Source organism: Pseudomonas sp. NPDC007930, assembly GCF_042958985.1.
In the GTDB taxonomy this organism is placed as follows: Bacteria; Pseudomonadota; Gammaproteobacteria; order Pseudomonadales; family Pseudomonadaceae; genus Aquipseudomonas.
On the sequence record NZ_JBIBKC010000002.1, the window covers coordinates 1 to 19,951 of the forward strand.

Genomic DNA, 19,951 nt, shown 5'->3' on the forward strand with positions numbered 1-19,951 from the left:
CTGTCCCGCGCGCTCTAATCGTAACAAAGCCAAAGGCGGCTGCCCCTTCGGGTCAGCCGCCTTTGGCTTTTAATCAGGTCGGATCACCTTGGCTCTAATGCCGTGCGCCCCCTGTTTGCTGCGCGACAGCGCGGCGCCTTGGCGGCGGGGCGACTCCCACCAGGTCTGTGTTGTCCTTGATTTCCGAGACAATATAAATCTGGTGGGAGGCCGGCTGTGCCGGGCGAAGGGTCCGCGAACCCGGCTACTGCGCCGAAGGGTTGCGGATCTTCTCGATCGTCGCGAAATCCGCCGCGGTCTTGCCCAGCAGCCGCTGCGGGCTGTAGTCGGCCAGCAGCGCCGGGCGCGTGCCGTGTAGCAGCTCTTCGGCAATCAACTCGCCCAACGCCGGGGCCAGGGTGATGCCGCTGTGGGTGGCGGCCAGGTACAGGCGGCGCTGGGCGCTGACGAAACCCAGCGCCGGCAGGCCGTCGGCCGGGCGCGCCCGTTGGCCCACGGCGATGCGTTGCAGCCGCGCGCCTTCGCTGTTACGCACGCGCTTGGCGAGCCGCGCCAGCAGTTCGCGGGCGATCTCGCCGTCGGCGGCGGGCGGCGCGGCGGGGTCGGCGAGGTCGTCGAGGTCCAGCGCCTGCAGAATCAACCCGCCTTCGCCGTCGGGGCGCAGGTTCAGCTCCGGGGCGATCAGGTTGATCGGCAGCGCCGTGGCCAGCGGCCCGGTATAGCCGAGGAAGCTGCAGCCGACGCTGCCGGGCCGGTCGGCGTCGATCATCGCCAGCTCAATGCCCATGCCCGCCAGCAACGGCGCGCTCCAGCGGCCCACCGCGCTCACCGCGTAATCGCCGGCCCAGTGCTCGCCATTGGCCAGTTGCAGGCGGATGCCCTGGGGTGTTTCCTCGATGCCCGCCACTGCGGTGTGCTCGCGCACCACCACGCCCAGGCGCTGCAGTTCCTGGCGCAGGAAGGCGACAAAGCGCGCGGGGTACACCAGGGCTTCTTCGGCGAACCGCCAGAGGGCGACCGCCTCGGCCGGCAGGCGCAGGTCCGGGGCCACCCGGGCGAGCGCTTCACGGTCGGCCAGTTCGGCGGCGTAGCCCTGGCTTTGCAGGCTGTGCGCGCGGGCATTCAGGCGCGCGGCCTCTGCCGGGTCCGTTGCCCATTCGTAGGTGCCGCATTCGTCGAGCCAGCGCGGCTGGCCGCTGTGCTGCCGCTGCAGCGCCTGGTGGGCACGCATGCCAGCCACGTTCAGCGCGTGGTAAGCCGCCGGCGCCTTGCCGTTGGAGTTGACCCAGGCGAAGGTGGTCTGGCTGGTGCCGGCGCCCAGTTGGTTGGCTTCCAGCAGGGTGACCCGGGCCCCTTGCAGGGCCAGGGCGCGCGCGGTGCAGAGGCCGATCACGCCGCCGCCGATCACTGCAAGGGTGGGGTTCACGTGGGGGGGCCTCGGTTCAATGGGTGAAGGGGGGATGGTAACAGCCAGGCGGCAGGCATTTGGGTGAATTTTACCGCCTTTCGCCCTCCCGTAAGGGCCGCGGCGGGCAGCCTAGCCAGCCCGCACCATCACCCAATCGCGGTGCACATCCGCGCCACAGAGAAACTGCGTTTCCCCCACCTGCACAAAGCCGTTACGCCGGTAAAAGGCGATCGCGCGGGGGTTCTGGTCGTTGACCGTCAGCCGCACCGGCCCGGGCACGCTGGCCAGGGTCGCGGCGAGTAGCGCCTGGGCGGCGCCCTGGCCGTGGTGCTGTGGCGCCACGTAGCAACGGCTGAGTTCGGCCAGGCCGTCGGCAGCGGCGATGCCCAGGGCTGCGGCGGCATGGTCGACCAGGCTGTAGCCGGCCACTTGGCCGTCGTGCTCGAGCACCCACAGCTGCTGGGCCGGGTTGCCCAGCGCGGCGGCGAAGCGGTCAGGGCCGAGGTTGCCACGGATATAGGCGTCGATTTCGCCCTGGGGCGTGCCCGGTGGGCAGGCGAGGGCGAAGGTCTGGCGGGCCACGGCGCTGATGGCCGCGGCGTCGGCGGCGGTGGCGGGGCGTACGTGCATGCTCGGGCTCCGGTGGGGTCAGGGTTCAGGTGGCCAGCGCCAGGCGGGCGTGGCCAGGTGTTCAGCGAAAAAGTCCGACAGCGCCTGGATTTTCCGCGGCCGGCTGCGCGCGGACGGGGTGACGAAATACAGCCCGCCGCGGGTCATGTGCCAGTCGGGCAGCAGCCGTTGCAGTTGGCCGCTGGCCAGGTACTCGGCGGCGATGAATTCGGGCAGCTCGGCGATTGCCAGGCCGTCGAGCAGCACTGGCAGCAGGGCATCGGAGTTGGTCACCCGCAGCGGGCCGCTGGGCACCACGTCTTCTTCCTCGCCGCTGCGTGCGTGGGTAAAGCGCCACACCTGGCTGCGCGCGCGGTAAGCGTAGCTCAGGCAGGGCCGCTGGCTGAGCTCGCGGGGGTGGCTTGGGGTACCGTGCTCCGCCAGGTACGCCGGGGCCGCCACCAGGTACTGGCTGACCGCGCACAGCCGCCGCGCCACCAGGGAGGAGTCCGGCAGGGCGGCAATGCGCAGGGCGGCGTCGAAGCCGTCGGCGATCAGGTCGGCCGCGGCGTCGGCCAGGTGCAGGTCAACGCTCAGCTCTGGGTACTGGCGCAGCAGCCGCGGCATCAGCGGTGCCACCCAGCGCAGGCCGAACGACATCGGGATCGCCAGGCGCACTTGCCCGCGCGGTTGCACGGAGAGGTCCTGGGCCTCGCTTTCGGCCTCTTCGGCGTGGCGGTAGAGCTCACCGGCCTTGCCGGCCAGGCTGTGGCCGAACTCGGTCAAGGCCAATTGCCGCGAGGTGCGGTTGAACAGCCGCCCACCCAGGCGCGCTTCAAGCCGCGCCACCGCCCGTGACACGGTCGGCACCGACACCCCCATCACCCGCGCGGCGCCGGCGAACGAGCCTTCTTCGGCCACCTTGGCGAACATCGCCAGCCCTTCGAAATCCGGAAGTTTGCTCATGTTCACCGCTGCAAGGATACGTGCCGGGCGATTCTATTTTGAAAGGCCCGCCCACTCAATGCCGATGCAGCCAGGCGAGAAACCCGCCCTTGGGCGGCGCCACCGGTTTGAGCAACAGCGAGCGGCTGTTGGCCTGGCGCAAGGCGTGCAGCTTTTGCAGGGCCTGGCTGACGTCCACGCGGTTGGCCAGGCAGGCGCGGATCACGCTGCGCTCCACGCTCAATACCTGGCAACTGGTCAGGGCGGTGAAGCGTGCCAGGTTGGCGCCGTCGTCGAGCACGCTTTGCTCGCCCAGCACCTCGCCGGGGCCCATGCGCCCGGCCTCGAGGTACTCGGCGGCGCCGGGCTCGGGGTTTTTCAGGGTCACGCTGACCACCCCGGCGGCGATGATCACCAGCGCCTCGGGCACCGCGCCGATGTCGAGGATCACCTGCCCGGCAGCCACCTCCTGCAGCGCCAGGGCCTCGGCGAGGCGGTCTTTTTCCTCGGCGCTCAGCGCCTTGAATACCCGCACTTCGTCGAGCAGGGCGCGGCTGCGCGAGGCCTGCTGGTTGGCCTCGCCCGGCCAGTGCACGCCAGCGGCCTCCAGGTGGCGGTAGGCCAGGTCGAACAGCGCATTGCGCACCTCGGTCTTCTGCCCCAGGTGGGCAATAAAGCCACTGGCGCTGTACTGCGTGACCTCGGCGCCGGCCTCTTTCACCGAAGCGCTGGGGGCCGGCTCCGGTAGCAGCGCGTGGGTGCCGCGCAGGGCGCGCTCCAGGGCGTCGAGCACGCGGCCGGGGCGCACGTGGTTGGGGATCGACAAACTGATGCTGACCCCGTGCAGGTTGGCCGGGCGGCTGAGGTTGACGATCCGCGCCTTGGCCGCCACCGAGTTGGGCACCACGGCGGTGGCGCCACTGGCGGTGAACAGGTGGGTGGCGCGCCAGTTGATGTCGAGCACGCGGCCCTCGGTGCCGTCGATGCTCACCCAGTCATCCACCTGGTAGGGCTTGGTGGCGTTGAGCACGATGCCGGAGAACACGTCGCTGAGGGTGCTCTGCAAGGCCAGGCCGACGATGATCGCCAAGGCCCCGGAGGTGGCCAGCAGGCCTTTGACCGGCAGTTCGATCACGTACGCCGCGGCGGCCACCACCGCGGCGAGAAACACCAGCGCGCCGACCACGTCGCGCAGCAGCCGGCCGCTGTGGCCGATGCGCTGGCTGAGCACAATGCCCAGCACCTCGCTCAGGGCCCGCGCGGCGAACAGCCACCAGATGATGGCCAGCACCAGCGCCGCCATGTGCGCCAGCAAGGCGTCAGGCCACGGCGCCGGCTGCAGCGGGCTGATCCCGGCGCGCAGAATCACCGCGCTGTAGGCCAGCAGCAACAGCACGCGCACGGCCACCCGCAAGGGTTGGGGTTTGATCAGGCGGCCTTGCCAGAGCACCAGGTCCGTGGCGAACAGCGCCACGGCGCAGAGCATCCATTCGGTGGGGATCGTTAGCATCTGAGGTGTGGTCCTTGATTTCCTAGGCAACACAGAACCCATCATTGAGGGTCAAAAGCCCAGTCTTTTCCAAGTGATTTTACCGAGCGTATGACCTGACTGGCCCATCGCCCGGCACAGCCGGCCTCCCACCAGATTTGTGTAACTGCTTGATTTACGAGGCAACACAAAACCCGTGGGAGGCCGGCTGTGCCGGGCGATGGGCCCTTGAGCCAAGCGCCGAGCGTAACCGACGGCGGGGGCCGCAGCCAGCGGCTCGGGCGGCGGAAAAACGCCTGCCTCTCGCTCGGCGGCCACTGTTGTGCCATTTGTTGGCGCTGTTCAAGCCCGGGCCCGGTACCTGGCACTATAGTGCCGCCATTTTATTGGCAATCTAGAAATAGAGTGAGCTATGGTGTCATTTTAAATATCTATAATAAACATATAGATAGGATTGGTAGTTAAAGCTGAAAATAATCTTTGCCGTTTAGGTGACAACCGGCGATGGGCAAGCATTGCCGCCACCGGTACGCCCCCTCACTATCGGCAGCAACCGCCGAATTCATGAAGAACGGGCGGCGCCTAAGGATGAGGTAAACAGCGATGATGATGGTCTACTACATGGTCATGACACTCTGCACCGGGCAGGAAGGCTGCCTGGATGAACGCAAGCCGGTGGCCTTCGCCACCCAGGCCGAGTGCCAGAGTTCGATCAGTGAGATCGAGCCGCGCCGTGGGGTGAAGTACCGCTGCCACCGTGGCCCGCAAACCCTGATCAGCAACGACATCCGCGCCAAGAGCAAACCCCACCTGGCGACCCGCGCCACGCCGGCGGCACTGCCGGCCAACGCCATCGCCCAGCCCTGAATCGAATAACCGCTAAAACTGTATTTGAAGGGTTACTCGAATTCCGCCCGCAGCCAGGCCTGCACCTGGCGGCACGCTGGGTCATGGTCTTTGTCTTCGCGCACGATCAGGTACTGCACTGACTCGCTGAGCGTCAGTGCCTCGCGCAGCGGGCGCACCAGCCGGCCTTGCTCCAGCCAATGGCGTACCAGGTGGTCCCAGCCCAGCGCCACCCCCTGGCCGTCGAGGGCCATCTGCATCAGCAGTGGGTAGTCGTTGCTGCTCAGCCCCGGCGGCGCGCCGCGGCTCGGTGCTTGCTGGCCCTGGCCGTGGAAGGCGAACCAGACGTTCCAGTCGACCTGTTCGCTCAACTGCGCGCGGCCGTGCGGGTGCAGGTCGAGCAGCGCCGCCTGGCGCAAGCCTGCCAGGCTGCCCAGCTCGGGCTGGGCCGCCAGCAGGGCCGGGCTGCACACCGGGTACACCACTTCATGGAACAACCGCGTGCGCCGGTAGCCGGGGCGCAGGTCAAGGGTTTTCGAAATGAAGATGTCTGGTTCCATGCCGGGCTCCAGGTCCCAGGCGTGCTGGGTGGTGATCACTTGCAGGTCGAGCCCGGGGTGGGCTGCGCGCAGCGCCTTGAGCCGCGGCGCCAGCCACAGCGCCGCCAGCGCCGGCGAGCAGCACAGGGTGAGGCTGTGCGGGTCGGTTTGTTCGCGGCGGATGCGTTCGGTGGCCTGGAAGATGTTCAGGAACGACACCTGGGCGGCGTCGAACAGCGCCGCGCCGGCGGCGCTGAGTTTCAGCTCACGGCCGCCGCGCACGAACAGCTCGCTGCCCAATTGCAGCTCCAGCTCGCGGATCTGCCGGCTGATCGCCGCCTGGGTCACGCACAAGGCGTCGGCGGCCTGGGTGAAGCTGCGGTAGCGCGCCGCCGCCACGAACGAGCGCATCGCCTTGAACGAGGGCATGCGCAGCAAGGCTTGGTCGGGCAATACGGGTTTGGCCATAACAAAAGTGTCCGGGTTCGGCACAAAAAAAGTCGGTTCAGCGGCGCCGGGGTGGCCACTACACTGTGGGCATTTCCCGCCGGCTCACTCAGGAGGCCACATGCCGTACCGCAGCGCAACGGATGCGTTCATTCAAGGCGCCCGCGCGCTCGCGCCACTCGCCCCCGGGGTGGTGCCGTTCGGGCTGGTCACCGGGGTCACCGCGATCGACCTGGGCATGACGCCAGCCACGGCGATCGGCATGACCCTGCTGTTTTATTCAGGCTCGGCGCAAATGGCTGCCCTCGAGCTGATGCGCCACGGCGTGTTGCCGGTGGCGATTTTGTTCACCGCGTTGATCATCAACCTGCGCTTCGTAATGTACAGCGCCACCCTGGCGCCGCACATGCACCACCTGCCGCGGCGCGGGCGCTGGTCGCTGGCCTACCTGCTCTCGGACCAATCCTTTGCCCTGTGCAGCCTGAAGCTGGCCAACGGCGAGCTGGGCCGCTACGCCTACCACTATTACGCCGGCACCGCGGTGGCGATGTGGCTGGCCTGGCAGCTCTCGGTGGCCGCTGGTGTGGGCTTGGGCGCAGGCATCCCGGCCAGTTGGCAACTGGGCTTTGCGATTCCGCTGTCGTTCCTGGCGCTGCTGGTGCCGGCGGTGCGCAACCTGCCCAGCCTGGGCGCGGCCATTGTGGGCGGGGTGCTGGCGGTGGTGGCGATCGGCTTGCCGTACAACCTTGGGCTGGTGCTGGCCTCGCTTGGCGGCATCGCCACCGGCCTGCTGCTTGAGGGCGCCAAGGGCCGCGCTGCGCTGGCCCGGCGGGAGGCGCCATGAACGAGCCGTGGGTGTGGGGGTTGTTCGTCGCGGTGGGGCTGGGCACCTTTGCCTTGCGCCTGTCATTCGTTGAGCTGCACGGGCGCTGGCGGCCGCCGCCGGTGCTGCAACGGGCACTGGCCTATGTGCCGGCCAGCGTGCTGGCGGCGCTGGTGCTGCCGGCGGTGGTGTACCCCGGCGGGCACGCTGCGTTCAGTTGGGCCAACCCGCAACTGCCGGCGGCGCTGGTGGCCACGGCGGTGGCCTGGTATACACGCAGCACGCTGCTGCCGCTGGTGGCGGGCATGCTCACGTTGTGGGGGCTGATGTTCATCCTCGGCTAACCGTCGCAACCAACGCACCGCCGCGGTGGTCTCAGCGTGTGGCTGGGCACTATGGGCGCGGGGGCGCTGGGGATGAACGAACAAGCGGCGATCGACACACTCACGGCGCAGGTGGCGCAACTGCAGGCGGAACTGGCCGGGTTGCGCGCCGGGCCGGCGCCCAGCGTGGCGGAAAAATACCAGGCCCTGTGCGGCATGATGGACGCCGGCTTCTGCCTGATCGAAATGAAATTCGGCGCCGATGGCCAGCCGCTGGACTACAAATTCCTCGAAACCAACCAGGCCTTCGAGCGCCACACCGGCCTGCGCCACCCCGAAGGGCTGTGGATCCGCGACATCGTGCCGGACCACGACCAGCACTGGTTCGACGTTTACGGGCGGGTGGCCAGCAGCGGTGAGCCGGTGCGCTTCGTCGAGCGCGCCGACGCGCTGGACCGGGTCTACGAGGTCCACGCTATGGCCATCGGCCCCGCCGGCAGGCGGCAGGTGGCGGTGCTGTTCAATGATATTTCCGCGCACCGCAACGCCGAGCGCGCCCTGGCGCAGAACGAGGGCCATTGGCGCGGGCTGTTCGAGCGGCTCAACGATGGGTTCATCCTCGCCGAACTGGTGCGCGATGCCGCTGGCGTGGCGGTGGACTGGCGCTACCTCGACGTCAACCCGGCCTGGGCCCGCCTGGTAGGGCTGGATGCTGAGCAGTCCAAGGGCAAAACCCTGTATGCGTTGTTCCCCGGCATCGAACGCTGCTGGGTTGAAGATGCCGTGGCGGTGATCGAAAGCGGCCGCGCGGTGAGCTTCCAGCGCCAGATCGGCGCCCTCGGGCGTTGGTATGAAGGCCGCATCAGCCATTTGGCCGATGACCGCTTTACCGTGATCTTCCAGGAAATCACCGAGGCGCGCCGCAGCCAGGTACGCCGCCAGGGCCTGCTGGAGCTGAGCGACAGCCTGCGCGAGGTCGACGACCCGGCCCAGGTGCCGCACATTGCCGCGCAGAAAATCCGCGAAGTACTGGAAGCCGACAATGCCCTCTACGTTGAAGGCGGCGAACCCGCGGGCCCGAGTGCCGCGGGCGCGATCGTGGCGATCCCGTTCGGTGACCGCGAGCCGCTGGCGGCGATCTACATCGCCAGCGCCGAGCCCCGCGAGTGGGGCGCCGAAGACCTCGCCTTCGCCCGCGAAGCCGCCGCCCGCGCCGCCAACGCCATGGGCCGGCGCCAGGCCGAGGCCGAGCTGCGGCGGATCAACACTTACCAGGAGGAGTTGATCCAGGCGCGCACCGACGAACTGCTCAAATCCGAAGAGCAACTGCGCCAGTCGCAAAAGATGGAAGCCGTCGGCCAGCTCACCGGCGGCATCGCCCACGACTTCAACAACCTGCTCACGGGGATTTCCGGCAGCCTCGAGTTGCTGCAGGCGCGGGTCACGCAGGGGCGGGTCAACGAGCTCGACCGCTACCTCAACGCCGCCATGGGCGCGGCCAAGCGCGCCGCCTCGCTGACCCACCGGCTGCTGGCGTTCTCCCGCCGGCAAACCCTCGACCCGCAGCCCACCGACGTGGCCCGCCTGCTCGTGGGCATAGAGGAGCTGATCGGGCGCACCGTCGGCCCGGAAATCCACACCCGGATGTTCGCCGCGCCCGGCACCTGGGCCACCTTCATCGACCCCAACCAACTGGAAAACGCCTTGCTCAACCTCTGCATCAACGCCCGTGACGCCATGCCCGGCGGCGGCGAGCTGATCGTCGAGGCGAGCAACCTGGAGGTGGGCCCGGCGCTGGCGGCGCGCATGGAACTGCCGGTGGGGCAGTACGTGTCGGTGTGCGTCAGCGACAACGGCCAGGGCATGCCCGAGGCGGTGGTGCAGCGCGCCTTCGAGCCGTTCTTCACCACCAAGCCGCTGGGCATGGGCACCGGCCTGGGGCTGTCGATGATCTACGGCTTCGTGCGCCAGTCTGGCGGGCAGGCGCGCATCCATTCGGTGGTGGGCGAGGGCAGCACGGTGTGCCTGTACCTGCCGCGCCACCACGGCGAGCTGGGTACGGCGGCGGCGCCGCCGGCCGAGGCAATGCCGCGGGCGGTCGATGGCGAGACCGTGCTGGTGGTCGACGACGAGCCCACCGTGCGGGTGTTGGTTACCGAAATCCTCGAGGAACTCGGCTACAGGGCCATCGAGGCCGCCGATGGCGCCTCGGGCTTGAGCATCCTGCAGTCGAACGTGCGCATCGACCTGGTGGTGTCTGACGTCGGCCTGCCCGGCGGCATGAACGGCCGGCAGATGGCCGACGCGGCGCGGCTGAGCCGGCCGGGGTTGAAGATCCTGTTCATCACCGGCTACGCCGAGAGCTCGGTGATCGGCCGCGACCGCCTCGACGCCAACATGCATGTGATGACCAAGCCGTTTTCGGTGGATGCGCTGGCGGTGCGGATCCGCGGGCTGATCGAAACCGGCGGCTGAAGCGCACCGAAGCGGGGCGCGACGCCCCAAAATTGGGCTGAAAATTACGAGTGGCAAAGGCCGTGGAAGCCGGCTGTGATTGGTTTTGCTGCGCGCATGGCCTGACTGGCCCCTCGCCCGGCACAGCCGGCCTCCCACGGGTTCTGTGTTATCCAGTAAATCAAGTACTTACATAAATTCGGTGGGAGGCCGGCTGTGCCGGGCGAGGGGCCCTTAAGCTCATGCACGGAATCACCCAAGCTCACAGGCTGATCCACCCCCTAAACCCAGAATTGGCACGGCAATCGCATCCCCACATGGCATGCAGGAGAAGTCACACTTCGCGGCATCACAATTTGCAATGGCTGACTAGGGTTCCGGCTCGCTGACGCGAGTGGCTGGTCCGAGAGTTGGCGACCTCCAGTTGAGGTTACACGGCGGGATAAAAGCCCGGGAGACAGCACGCCTTCATCGGTGTCGCGAAGCTCCTGGCCGCCCATGATCAACTGGAGATAGACCATGCAAAAAAGCCGTTTGATGGCACTGTGTGCCGCCGCCTTCAGCGCCGCGCTGAGCTTCAACACCCTGGCCGCCAGCAAAGATCACTTCAACGTGTGCTGGACCATCTACGCCGGTTGGATGCCCTGGGAATACGCCCAGGCCCAAGGCATCGTCGACAAGTGGGCGAAGAAATACGGGATCGACATCAAGGTCACCCAGCTCAACGACTACGTCGAATCAATCAACCAGTACACCGCCGGCCAGTTCGATGGCTGCACCATGACCAACATGGACGCCCTGACCATCCCCGCCGCCGGCGGGGTAGACAGCACCGCGCTGCTGGTCACCGACTTCTCCAACGGCAACGACGGCATCGTCATCAAGGGCCAGGGCAAGACCGTGGCCGACCTCAAGGGCATGGACGTCAACCTGGTCGAGCTGTCGGTCTCCCACTACCTGCTGGCCCGCGCGCTGGATACCGCCCAGCTCAAGGAAAAAGACCTGAAGGTGATCAACACCTCGGACGCCGACATCTCCGCCGCCTTCGACACCGACCAGGTGCAGGCGGTGACCACCTGGAACCCGATGCTCTCGGACATCAAGGCCAAGCCGGGGGTGACCGAAGTGTTCAACTCCAGCCAGGTGCCCGGCGAAATCATGGACATGATGGTCGTTAACAGCCAAACCCTGAAAGACAACCCCGCCCTGGGCAAAGCGCTGGCCGGCGCCTGGTTCGAAGTCGCGGCGCTGATGCACAGCCAGGGCGCCGCCAGCGACGCGGCGCTGGAGCACATGGCCAAGGCCTCGGGCACTGACCTGGCCGGCTACAAGGCGCAGCTGGCCACCACCAAGCTGTTCTACACCCCGCAAGAAGCGCTGGCCTTCGCCAACAGCCCGGAACTGCCGAAGACCATGGCCAAGGTCGCGGCGTTTTCCTTCGAGCACGGCCTGCTCGGCGAAGGCGCGAAAAACGCCGATGCGGTGGGCATGAGCTTCGCCCACGGCGCCACCCTCGGTGCCACCGGCAACCTCAAGCTGCGCTTTGACCCCACCTACGTACAGCTGGCCGCCGACGGCAAGCTGTAACGGAGCCCCCATGCGCCTGATCAACCGCCACCCCGATCGCCCCGGCCGTTTGATGCTGGTGATCCTGCCGTTCGCTTTGCTGCTGTGCGCCTACTTTCTGGGCTCGGCGGCGCGGCTGAACGAAAACCCCAACGACAAGCTGCTACCCAGCGCCAGCCAGATGGCCAGCGCCGTGGAGCGCATGGCCTTCAGCGAAGACAAACGCAGCGGCGGCTACCTGCTCTGGCAAGACACCGCCGCCAGCCTGCAGCGCCTGGCCATTGGCCTGGGCCTGAGCGCCGTGCTCGGGCTGTGCCTGGGCATTGCCTCCGGCGCATTGCCGCTGTTCGGCGCGCCGCTGTCGCCGTTGCTGGTGGTGCTGTCGATGGTGCCGCCGTTGGCGATCCTGCCGATCCTGTTCATCGTGTTCGGCCTGGGCGAGTTGGCCAAGGTGATGCTGATCGTGATCGGCATCACCCCGATCCTGGCCCGCGACCTCGAGCAACGGGTACGGGAAATGCCCGCCGAGCTGTTGATCAAGGCGCAAACCCTCGGCGCCAACAGCTGGACGCTGATCTTGCGGGTGATCCTGCCGCAATTGCTGCCGCGCTTGTTGATCGCACTGCGGCTGGTGCTCGGCTCGGCCTGGTTGTTCCTGATCGCCGCCGAGGCGATCGCCTCCGAAGACGGCCTTGGCTACCGGATTTTCCTGGTGCGGCGCTACCTGGCGATGGACGTGATCCTCCCCTACGTGGTGTGGATCACGCTGTTGGCCTGGCTGATGGACTGGGCACTGAAGGGCCTGGGTCGGCGTGCCTTCCCTTGGTACGAGGGGGGCCGGCCATGAGCTTCATTCAAGTGCGCAACCTCTGGCAGCAGTACGGCGACCATGTGGTGCTCGAAGGGCTGAACCTCGACGTGGCCGAGGGCGAGTTCTGCACCCTGGTGGGCACCTCCGGCTGCGGCAAGTCGACCTTCCTGCGCCTGCTGCTGGGCCAGGAGCGCGCCAGCCGTGGGCAGATCCTGCTCGATGGCCAGCCGCTGGCGGGCGAGCCAGACCCTAGCCGCGGGGTGGTGTTCCAGCGCTACTCGGTGTTCCCCCATTTGACCGTGCTGGACAACGTCGCCCTTGGCCTTGAGCTGCCCCGCGCGCCCTGGCTGGGCCGCCTGCTCGGCGGGCACAAGCGCGAAGCGCGCGAGCAGGCCGCGGCGCTGCTGGCCAAGGTCGGCCTGGGCCAGGCGCTGGGCAACTACCCGGCGCAGCTCTCCGGGGGCATGCAGCAGCGCCTGGCGATTGCCCAGGCGTTGATCATGCGCCCGCGGGTGCTGCTGCTCGACGAACCGTTCGGCGCGCTTGACCCCGGCATCCGCAAAGACATGCACGCGCTGTTGCTGCAACTGTGGCGTGAAACCCACCTGACCGTGTTCATGGTCACCCATGACCTTTCTGAAGGCTTCAGCCTGGGCACCCGGCTGATGGTTTTCGACAAGGTCCGCGTCGACCCGCAAGCCCCCCAGGCCTATGGCGCCCGGGTGACCTACGACCTGCCACTGAACAGCGCCCGCAGCGCCGCCCGGGCCGCCGCGGCGCCGTTGGCGGCGGTGTTTCCAACCCCTACAGGGATTTGACCGATGACTGAACCCACTGTATTTGCCGAAGACCTGCTGCCTGGCGGCGGGCATTTGTCGTTCGTGCTCAAGCGCGGCCAATTGCTGCGCTTGGTCGACGTAGAAGGCGGCGCCAACGTCAGCTTGATGCTGTTCAACGCCCATGAAAAAACCGAGCGGCTGAACCTCCCCGACAGCCTCAAGTGCCAGCACACCGCCAAGCTCACCGCCGGCCACTGCCTGTATTCCGACATGGGCCGGGTGCTGGCGGCGATCACCCGCGACACCTGCGGCTGGAGCGACAGCCTGGGCGGCGTGCTGGACGCCGCCGAGGTGGCGGAAAAATACGGCGCCGGGCGCTACCAGGAGCTGCGCAACGGCTTCTACCGCAACGGCACCGACAACCTGCTGGTGGAAATGGGCAAATGGGGCCTGGGGCTAACCGACCTGAGCATGGTCCTCAACCTGTTCAGCCGGGTAGACGTGACTGCCGACGGCAGCCTGCGTTTCGCCCCAGGCAACGCCAAGGCCGGTGACTGCATCGAGCTGTACGCGCCGATGGACACCTTGTTCGTGATCACCGCCCTGCAGCACCCGATGGACCCCACCCCGGAATACGCGCCCAAACCGGTGCAACTGGCCTTCCTGCACGCCGATGCCAGCGTGGCCGAACACTGCCGCACTTCACGCCCGGAAAACACCCGCGGCTTCATCAACACCGAACGGCTGTTCGCCTGAGGAGCCAGCATGGCACACGCACTGACCCCCGACACCGCGGTGTACCGCGCCACCGTACCGGCCGGCGAGCCCTGGCTGACCGAAGTCAAGGCCGGGCAAACCCTGCGCATCCTTGACCTCGAAGGCAACCAGGCGGTCGACACGCTGTTCTACAGCGCCGCCAACCCGCGCGAACGCTACGACGTGCAGCGCACCCTGCGCCGCCAGGGTAACGTTTACCTGGGCACCGGCACGGTGCTGTACTCCAACCTGGGCCGGCCCCTGCTGACCATCACCGAAGACAACTGCGGCCGCCACGACACCCTGGGCGGCGCCTGCGCCCAGGAAAGCAACACCGTGCGCTACGCGCTGAACACCCGGCACATGCACAGTTGCCGCGACAACTACCTGCGCGCCTGCTGCCACGACGGCCGCCTGGGCAAGCGCGACATCAGCCCGAACATCAACTTCTTCATGAACGTGCCGGTCACCGCCGAGGGCGGCCTGACCTTCGAGGACGGTATCTCCGCCCCCGGCAAGTACGTGCAACTGCGCGCCGAAATGGACGTGATCCTGTTGATTTCCAACTGCCCGCAGCTGAACAACCCGTGCAACGCCTACAACCCGACCCCGGCGCAGATCCTCATCTGGGACTGACCACCGCGGCGCTGTAAGGCCAGTGCGGGGACGGCCCCGGCACTGCGTTGAAACCCTGCGGGACGGCCCGCAACCCAGCCGAGGCGGGCACAGCCGGCCTCTGGGGAACTGCCATGTTTAGCACCCTGTTGATTGCCAACCGCGGCGCCATTGCCTGCCGCATCCTGCGTACCCTGCGTGAACTGCAGGTCAACGGCGTGGCGGTGTACGCCGACGCCGACATCGCCAGCCGCCATGTGCTCGAGGCCGAGCAGGCCATCAGCCTGGGCGAGGGCGCCGCCGCCGCGACCTACCTCGCGGTCGATAAGATCCTCGCCGCCGCCCGCGCCAGTGGCGCCCAGGCGATCCACCCCGGGTATGGGTTTCTCTCGGAAAACGCCGCCTTCGCCGAAGCCTGCGAGCAGGCCGGGATCGCCTTTGTCGGCCCCACCCCGGAGCAACTGCGGGTGTTTGGCCTGAAACACACCGCCCGCGCCCTGGCCCGGGCCCAGGGCGTGCCGCTGCTCGAAGGCACCGAGCTGCTCGACAGCCTCGACCACGCGCTGAGCGCGGCCACCGAGGTGGGCTACCCGGTGATGCTGAAAAGCACCGCCGGCGGGGGAGGGATCGGCATGCGCGTGTGCCGCGACGCCGAGCAACTGAGCGAGGCCTTCGACGCGGTCAAGCGCCTGGGGCAGAACAACTTCAGCGACGCTGGGGTGTTTATCGAGAAATACATCGAGCGCGCCCGCCACCTCGAGGTGCAGGTGTTTGGCGATGGCCAGGGCGAGGTGCTGGCGCTGGGCGTGCGCGATTGCTCGGTGCAGCGGCGCAACCAGAAGGTGCTCGAGGAAACCCCGGCGCCGAACCTGCCCGCCGGCATGGCCGAGGCCCTCTGCGCCGCGGCGCTGAAGCTGGCCAAGGCGGTGAACTACCGCAGCGCCGGCACGGTGGAATTCGTGTTCGACAGCGCCGCCGAGCAGTTTTACTTCCTTGAGGTGAACACCCGCCTACAGGTGGAGCACGGGGTGACCGAGCAGGTGTGGAACGTCGACCTGGTGCGCTGGATGGTCGAACTGGCCGCCGGCACCCTGGCGCCGCTGGCCGAGCTGCGCGCGCGATTGGCGCCGGAGGGCCACGCGGTGCAGGCGCGGCTGTACGCCGAAGACCCGGGCAAGGATTTTCAACCCAGCCCCGGCTTGCTCACCGCCGTGGCCTTCCCCGCGGCCGAGGGCCGCGCCCGGCGCATCGACACCTGGGTCGAGGCCGGCTGCGAAATCCCGCCGTACTTCGACCCGATGATCGCCAAGCTGATCAGTTGGGCGCCCAGCCGCGAGCAGGCGCGCCTGCAACTCGACGCCATGCTCGGCGCCAGCGAGCTGTATGGCGTGCAAACCAACCGCGGCTACCTGCGGCAGATCCTCGCCGATGCGCCGTTCGCCAGCGGCCAGCCCTGGACCCGCTGCCTCGAAGGGCTCGCCTACCAGGCGCACACCTTCGAAGTGCTCAGCGGCGGCACCCAGACCACCGTGCAAGACTACCCCGGGCGCCTCGGCTACTGGGCGGTGGGGGTGCCGCCGTCGGGGCCGATGGACAGCCGCGCGCTGCGCCTGGGCAACCACCTGCTGGGCAACCCCGCCGGCAGCGCCGGGCTGGAAATCACCATGAGCGGGCCGGCGTTGCGCTTCAATGCCGAAGCGGTGGTGGCAGTCACCGGCGCCGCGCTGCCGGTGACCCTCAACGGCGCCGCGGTGCCGATGAACACCGCCGTGCGCATTCCGGCCGGTGGCCTGCTCAGCCTGGGCACGATCAGCGGCGCCGGCGCGCGCAGCTACCTGCTGCTGCGTGGCGGCGTGCAGGTGCCGGATTACCTCGGCAGCAAAAGCACCTTCACCCTCGGCCAGTTTGGCGGCCACGGCGGCCGCGCCCTGCGCGCCGGCGATGTGCTGCAACTGGCGCCGCTGCTCGACGCTGCCGCCGGCGCCGAACTGCCGGCGCAACCGGCGTTGCCGGCGCTGCGGCACATCCGGGTGATCTACGGCCCCCATGGCGCCCCGGAATACTTCACCGAGGGTTACATGGGCAGCTTCTTCAGCACCGACTGGGAAGTGCACTTCAACTCCAGCCGCACCGGCGTGCGGCTGATCGGGCCCAAGCCTGAATGGGTGCGCAGCGACGGCCGCGAAGCCGGCCTTCACCCCTCGAACATCCATGACAACCCCTACGCCATCGGCGCGGTGGATTTTACCGGCGACATGCCGGTGATCCTTGGCCCCGACGGCCCGAGCCTGGGCGGCTTCGTGTGCCCGGTCACGGTGATCGAAGCCGACCTCTGGCAACTGGGCCAGCTCAAGGCCGGTGACCGCCTGCGGTTTGTTCCGGTCGGCCTGGCCGAGGCCCGCCAGTTGGCCACCGCGCCATTGCTGGGCACGCCCGCCACGGTGCCCACCGCGCAGCCGTTGCCCTCGCCGGTCGTGCTCGACCTCGGCGCGGGCGACACCCGGCTGGTCGCCCGGGTGGCCGGAGACACCCACCTGCTGCTGGAAATCGGCGCGGCCGAACTCGACCTGGTGCTGCGCTTTCGCGCCCATGCGCTGATGCAGGCGCTGCAAGCCAAGGCCCTGCCCGGGGTGATCGACCTGACCCCAGGCATTCGCTCGCTGCAGGTGCACTACCAGCCCGAACAACTGCCGCTGGCCAAGCTGCTCGCGGTGCTGGCCGGGGAGTGGGATGCAGTGTGCGCCGCCGGCGACCTGCAGGTGCCGTCGCGCATCGTGCATTTGCCGTTGTCCTGGGATGACCCAGCCTGCCAACTGGCCATCGAAAAGTACATGACCACCGTGCGCAAGGACGCCCCCTGGTGCCCGAGCAATCTGGAGTTCATCCGCCGCATCAACGCCTTGCCCAACCTCGATGAGGTGCAGCGCACAGTGTTCGAGGCCAGCTACCTGGTGATGGGCCTGGGCGATGTGTACCTCGGCGCGCCGGTGGCCACCCCGCTGGACCCACGCCACCGCCTGGTGACCACCAAGTACAACCCGGCGCGCACCTGGACCGCCGAGAACTCGGTGGGCATCGGCGGCGCCTACCTCTGCGTGTACGGCATGGAAGGCCCTGGCGGCTACCAGTTCGTGGGCCGCACCCTGCAGATGTGGAACCGCTACCGTGAGGTCGAGGCGTTCGCCGGCAAGCCCTGGCTGCTGCGGTTTTTCGACCAGATCCGCTTCTACCCGGTCACGGCGGATGAACTACAGCGCATCCGCCGTGATTTCCCCCTGGGCCGCTTCGCCCTGAACATCGAGCACAGCCAGCTGCGCTTGGCCGACTACCAGCGCTTCCTCGCGCAGGAGGCCGAGGGGATCGCGGCGTTCCGCGGCCAGCAGCAGGCGGCCTTCGAGGCCGAGCGGCAGCGCTGGATCGCCAGTGGCCAGGCGCACTTTGAAAGCGAAGAAGCCGCCACTGACAACGCCGAGGAGGCGCCGCTGTTGCCGGCACACACCGGGGTCGACAGCCCGATCGCCGGCAACCTCTGGCAGGTGCAGGTGGCGGTGGGTGACGCCGTCGAGGCGGGTGCGCCGCTGGTGGTGCTGGAGTCGATGAAAATGGAAATACCGGTGCTGGCGCCCTGCGCCGGGACCGTGCGCGAGGTGCGCGTGCAGCCTGGCTCGGCGGTACGCGCCGGCCAGCGAGTGGTGGTTCTGGGCCCCCTGGGCGAAGGAGAAACAGCATGAAGATCGATCTGCAACTGGGCGCGCTGCGCGATTATTACCTGAGCGGCGAAGGCACCCCGCGCAGCCTGATCAGCGCGCTGCGGGCTGAGGCCGAGGCGCTGAACCCGGCGTTCAAGCTGTTCATTCACCTGCTCAGCGAGGCGGAGCTGGCGCCGTACTTCAGCGCCCTCGACGGGCACAGCCCGGCCAGCCTGCCGCTGTACGGCGTGCCGTTCGCCATCAAAGACAACATCGACCTGGCCGGCATCCCCACCAGTGCCGCCTGCCCGGCCTTTGCCTACACCCCGGAGCGCTCGGCCACGGTGGTGCAGCGCTTGATCGAGCTGGGCGCGGTGCCGCTCGGCAAGACCAACCTCGATCAGTTCGCCACCGGCCTCAACGGCACCCGCTCGCCCTATGGGGCGTGCCGCAACAGCGTGCTCGCCGAGTACCCCTCGGGCGGCTCCAGCGCTGGCTCGCCGTTGGCGGTGGCGCTGGGCCTGGCCAGCTTTGCGCTGGGCACCGACACCGCCGGCTCCGGGCGGGTGCCGGCGGCGCTGAACAACCTGGTCGGGCTGAAGGCCAGCAAGGGCCTGGTGCCCACCGCCGGGGTGGTGCCGGCCTGCCGCACGCTGGACTGCGTGACCACCTTCAGCCACAGCGCCGCCGACGCCAGCCGCCTGCTGGCACTGCTGGCGCAGTTCGACCCGCGCGATGAGTACAGCCGCGCCAACCCCAGTTGGAACGACGCCAGCGCCTTTGGCCAGGTGCGGCCGTTCCGCTTTGGCGTGCCGCGCCCGCAGGACTTGGAATTCTTTGGCTGCAGCGAGGGCCCGGGCCTGTTCGCCGCTGCCGTGGCGCGCTTGCAAGGCTTGGGCGGCGAGGCGGTTACGCTTGACCTGTCGCCGTTCCTCGAAGCGGCCCGGCTGCTCTACGACGGCCCTTGGGTGGCCGAGCGCTACAGCGTGGTCGGCGAACTGGCCCAGGCCCAGCCCGAGGCGCTGCTGCCGGTGATCCACGCGGTGCTGCACAAGGCGCCGCAGGTCACTGCAGTGCAGACCTTCCGCGCCCAATACCGGCTGCAGGTGCTCAAGGCCGAATGCGACCGCCTGCTGGCCGGGCTCGATTGCGTGCTTACGCCCACTATCGGCCGCCCGGTGACCCTCGCCGAACTGGCCGAAGAGCCGGTGCTGCGCAACGCCGAGCTGGGCTATTACACCAACTTCATGAACCTGCTCGACTACGCCGCGGTGGCAGTGCCCAGCGGTTTCATGGCCAACGGCCTGCCCTGGGGCGTGACGCTGTTCGGCCGGGCCTTCACCGACCAGTACCTGCTCAGCCTGGCCAACGCCTACCAGGGCGGGCCAGCCCCGGCGCAACCGGCGCGGCATGACCGCGCCCGGCTGGTGGTGTGCGGCGCGCACCTCGACGGCCTGGCCCTCAACGGGCAATTGCAGCAGCGCGGCGCGCGCTTGCTGCAGGCCACCCACAGCGCACCGCACTACCGCCTGTACGCCCTCGCCGGCGGCGGAGTAAAGCGCCCAGGCATGGTGCGGGTCGCCGAGCAGGGCGCGGCGATCGCTGTGGAAGTGTGGGAACTGCCCAGCCTGGAACTGGGCTCGTTCCTCAACGGCATCCCCGCGCCGCTGGGGCTGGGCAAGGTGGAGCTGGCCGACGGCAGTTGGGAGACCGGGTTTATCTGCGAGGGCTATGGCCTGGCCGGGGCGGTGGACATCACCGAGTGGGGCGGCTGGCGGGCGTGGTTGGCGGGGGCTTGAGGCGGGCTTGACTGGCCCCTCGCCCGGCACAGCCGGCCTCCCACCAGATTTGT

The 19,951-nt window shown here is 68.3% G+C and carries 16 protein-coding genes and 1 riboswitch; of the genes, 11 read left to right on the forward strand and 5 right to left on the reverse strand.

What is annotated here, in order from left to right:
• Positions 1 to 244: 244 nt before the first annotated feature.
• The 4 genes from ACFZCE_RS04430 to ACFZCE_RS04445 all read right to left on the reverse strand — a co-directional run bounded on the left by ACFZCE_RS04430 (position 245) and on the right by ACFZCE_RS04445 (position 4,472).
• Positions 245 to 1,426, reverse strand: coding sequence for an FAD-dependent oxidoreductase (locus ACFZCE_RS04430; RefSeq protein ID WP_390936463.1), 1,182 nt, complete (start codon positions 1,424 to 1,426; stop codon positions 245 to 247).
• Between the two features lie 111 nt (positions 1,427 to 1,537).
• Positions 1,538 to 2,038 carry a GNAT family N-acetyltransferase gene (locus ACFZCE_RS04435; RefSeq protein WP_390936465.1) on the reverse strand — a complete coding sequence of 167 codons (501 nt, stop codon included), beginning with the start codon at positions 2,036 to 2,038 and terminating at the stop codon, positions 1,538 to 1,540.
• Between the two features lie 18 nt (positions 2,039 to 2,056).
• A complete protein-coding gene (locus ACFZCE_RS04440) occupies positions 2,057 to 2,983 on the reverse strand; it encodes a LysR substrate-binding domain-containing protein (protein WP_390936467.1) in 927 nt (308 codons plus the stop codon).
• A 55-nt stretch (positions 2,984 to 3,038) separates the two neighbouring features.
• On the reverse strand, positions 3,039 to 4,472 hold the full coding sequence (locus ACFZCE_RS04445; RefSeq protein WP_390936469.1) for a mechanosensitive ion channel domain-containing protein: 1,434 nt from the start codon (positions 4,470 to 4,472) through the stop codon (positions 3,039 to 3,041).
• 582 nt (positions 4,473 to 5,054) lie between these two features.
• On the opposite strand from ACFZCE_RS04445, the gene ACFZCE_RS04450 reads away from it, so the two are divergent.
• Complete coding sequence (locus tag ACFZCE_RS04450) at positions 5,055 to 5,318, forward strand: hypothetical protein (RefSeq protein WP_390936471.1); 264 nt, start codon at positions 5,055 to 5,057, stop codon at positions 5,316 to 5,318.
• Between the two features lie 32 nt (positions 5,319 to 5,350).
• Here ACFZCE_RS04450 and ACFZCE_RS04455 read toward each other — a convergent pair whose 3' ends face one another.
• Positions 5,351 to 6,304 (reverse strand): LysR substrate-binding domain-containing protein, encoded by a 954-nt coding sequence (locus tag ACFZCE_RS04455; RefSeq protein ID WP_390936473.1) that lies wholly within the window; start codon positions 6,302 to 6,304, stop codon positions 5,351 to 5,353.
• A gap of 100 nt (positions 6,305 to 6,404) precedes the next feature.
• On the opposite strand from ACFZCE_RS04455, the gene ACFZCE_RS04460 reads away from it, so the two are divergent.
• The 10 genes from ACFZCE_RS04460 (at position 6,405) to atzF (ending at position 19,898) form a co-directional block, all read left to right on the forward strand.
• Positions 6,405 to 7,127, forward strand: coding sequence for an AzlC family ABC transporter permease (locus ACFZCE_RS04460; protein ID WP_390936474.1), 723 nt, complete (start codon positions 6,405 to 6,407; stop codon positions 7,125 to 7,127).
• Complete coding sequence (locus ACFZCE_RS04465; protein ID WP_390936476.1) at positions 7,124 to 7,450, forward strand: AzlD domain-containing protein; 327 nt, start codon at positions 7,124 to 7,126, stop codon at positions 7,448 to 7,450. Before ACFZCE_RS04460 ends, ACFZCE_RS04465 begins: the two co-directional genes overlap by 4 nt.
• Positions 7,451 to 7,486: 36 nt before the next feature.
• On the forward strand, positions 7,487 to 9,904 hold the full coding sequence (locus tag ACFZCE_RS04470; RefSeq protein ID WP_390936478.1) for an ATP-binding protein: 2,418 nt from the start codon (positions 7,487 to 7,489) through the stop codon (positions 9,902 to 9,904).
• 337 nt (positions 9,905 to 10,241) lie between these two features.
• Positions 10,242 to 10,342, forward strand: a riboswitch (guanidine-I (ykkC/yxkD leader).
• Between the two features lie 60 nt (positions 10,343 to 10,402).
• Entirely contained in the window at positions 10,403 to 11,470 is a 1,068-nt protein-coding gene (locus ACFZCE_RS04475) for a putative urea ABC transporter substrate-binding protein (protein WP_390936480.1), read from the forward strand.
• A gap of 10 nt (positions 11,471 to 11,480) precedes the next feature.
• Complete coding sequence (locus ACFZCE_RS04480; RefSeq protein ID WP_390936481.1) at positions 11,481 to 12,296, forward strand: ABC transporter permease subunit; 816 nt, start codon at positions 11,481 to 11,483, stop codon at positions 12,294 to 12,296.
• A complete protein-coding gene (locus tag ACFZCE_RS04485) occupies positions 12,293 to 13,078 on the forward strand; it encodes an ATP-binding cassette domain-containing protein (RefSeq protein ID WP_390936483.1) in 786 nt (261 codons plus the stop codon). The genes ACFZCE_RS04480 and ACFZCE_RS04485 overlap by 4 nt, the downstream gene beginning before the upstream one ends.
• 3 nt (positions 13,079 to 13,081) lie before the next feature.
• Positions 13,082 to 13,795, forward strand: coding sequence for an urea amidolyase associated protein UAAP1 (locus tag ACFZCE_RS04490; protein WP_390936484.1), 714 nt, complete (start codon positions 13,082 to 13,084; stop codon positions 13,793 to 13,795).
• Positions 13,796 to 13,804: 9 nt separating this feature from the next.
• Entirely contained in the window at positions 13,805 to 14,431 is a 627-nt protein-coding gene (locus ACFZCE_RS04495; protein ID WP_390936486.1) for an urea amidolyase associated protein UAAP2, read from the forward strand.
• Positions 14,432 to 14,544: 113 nt separating this feature from the next.
• Positions 14,545 to 18,141 carry an urea carboxylase gene (uca, locus tag ACFZCE_RS04500; RefSeq protein WP_390936488.1) on the forward strand — a complete coding sequence of 1,199 codons (3,597 nt, stop codon included), beginning with the start codon at positions 14,545 to 14,547 and terminating at the stop codon, positions 18,139 to 18,141.
• Positions 18,138 to 19,898, forward strand: a complete 1,761-nt coding sequence (atzF, locus tag ACFZCE_RS04505) for an allophanate hydrolase (RefSeq protein ID WP_390936490.1) — start codon at positions 18,138 to 18,140, stop codon at positions 19,896 to 19,898. Before uca ends, atzF begins: the two co-directional genes overlap by 4 nt.
• Positions 19,899 to 19,951 lie beyond the last annotated feature (53 nt).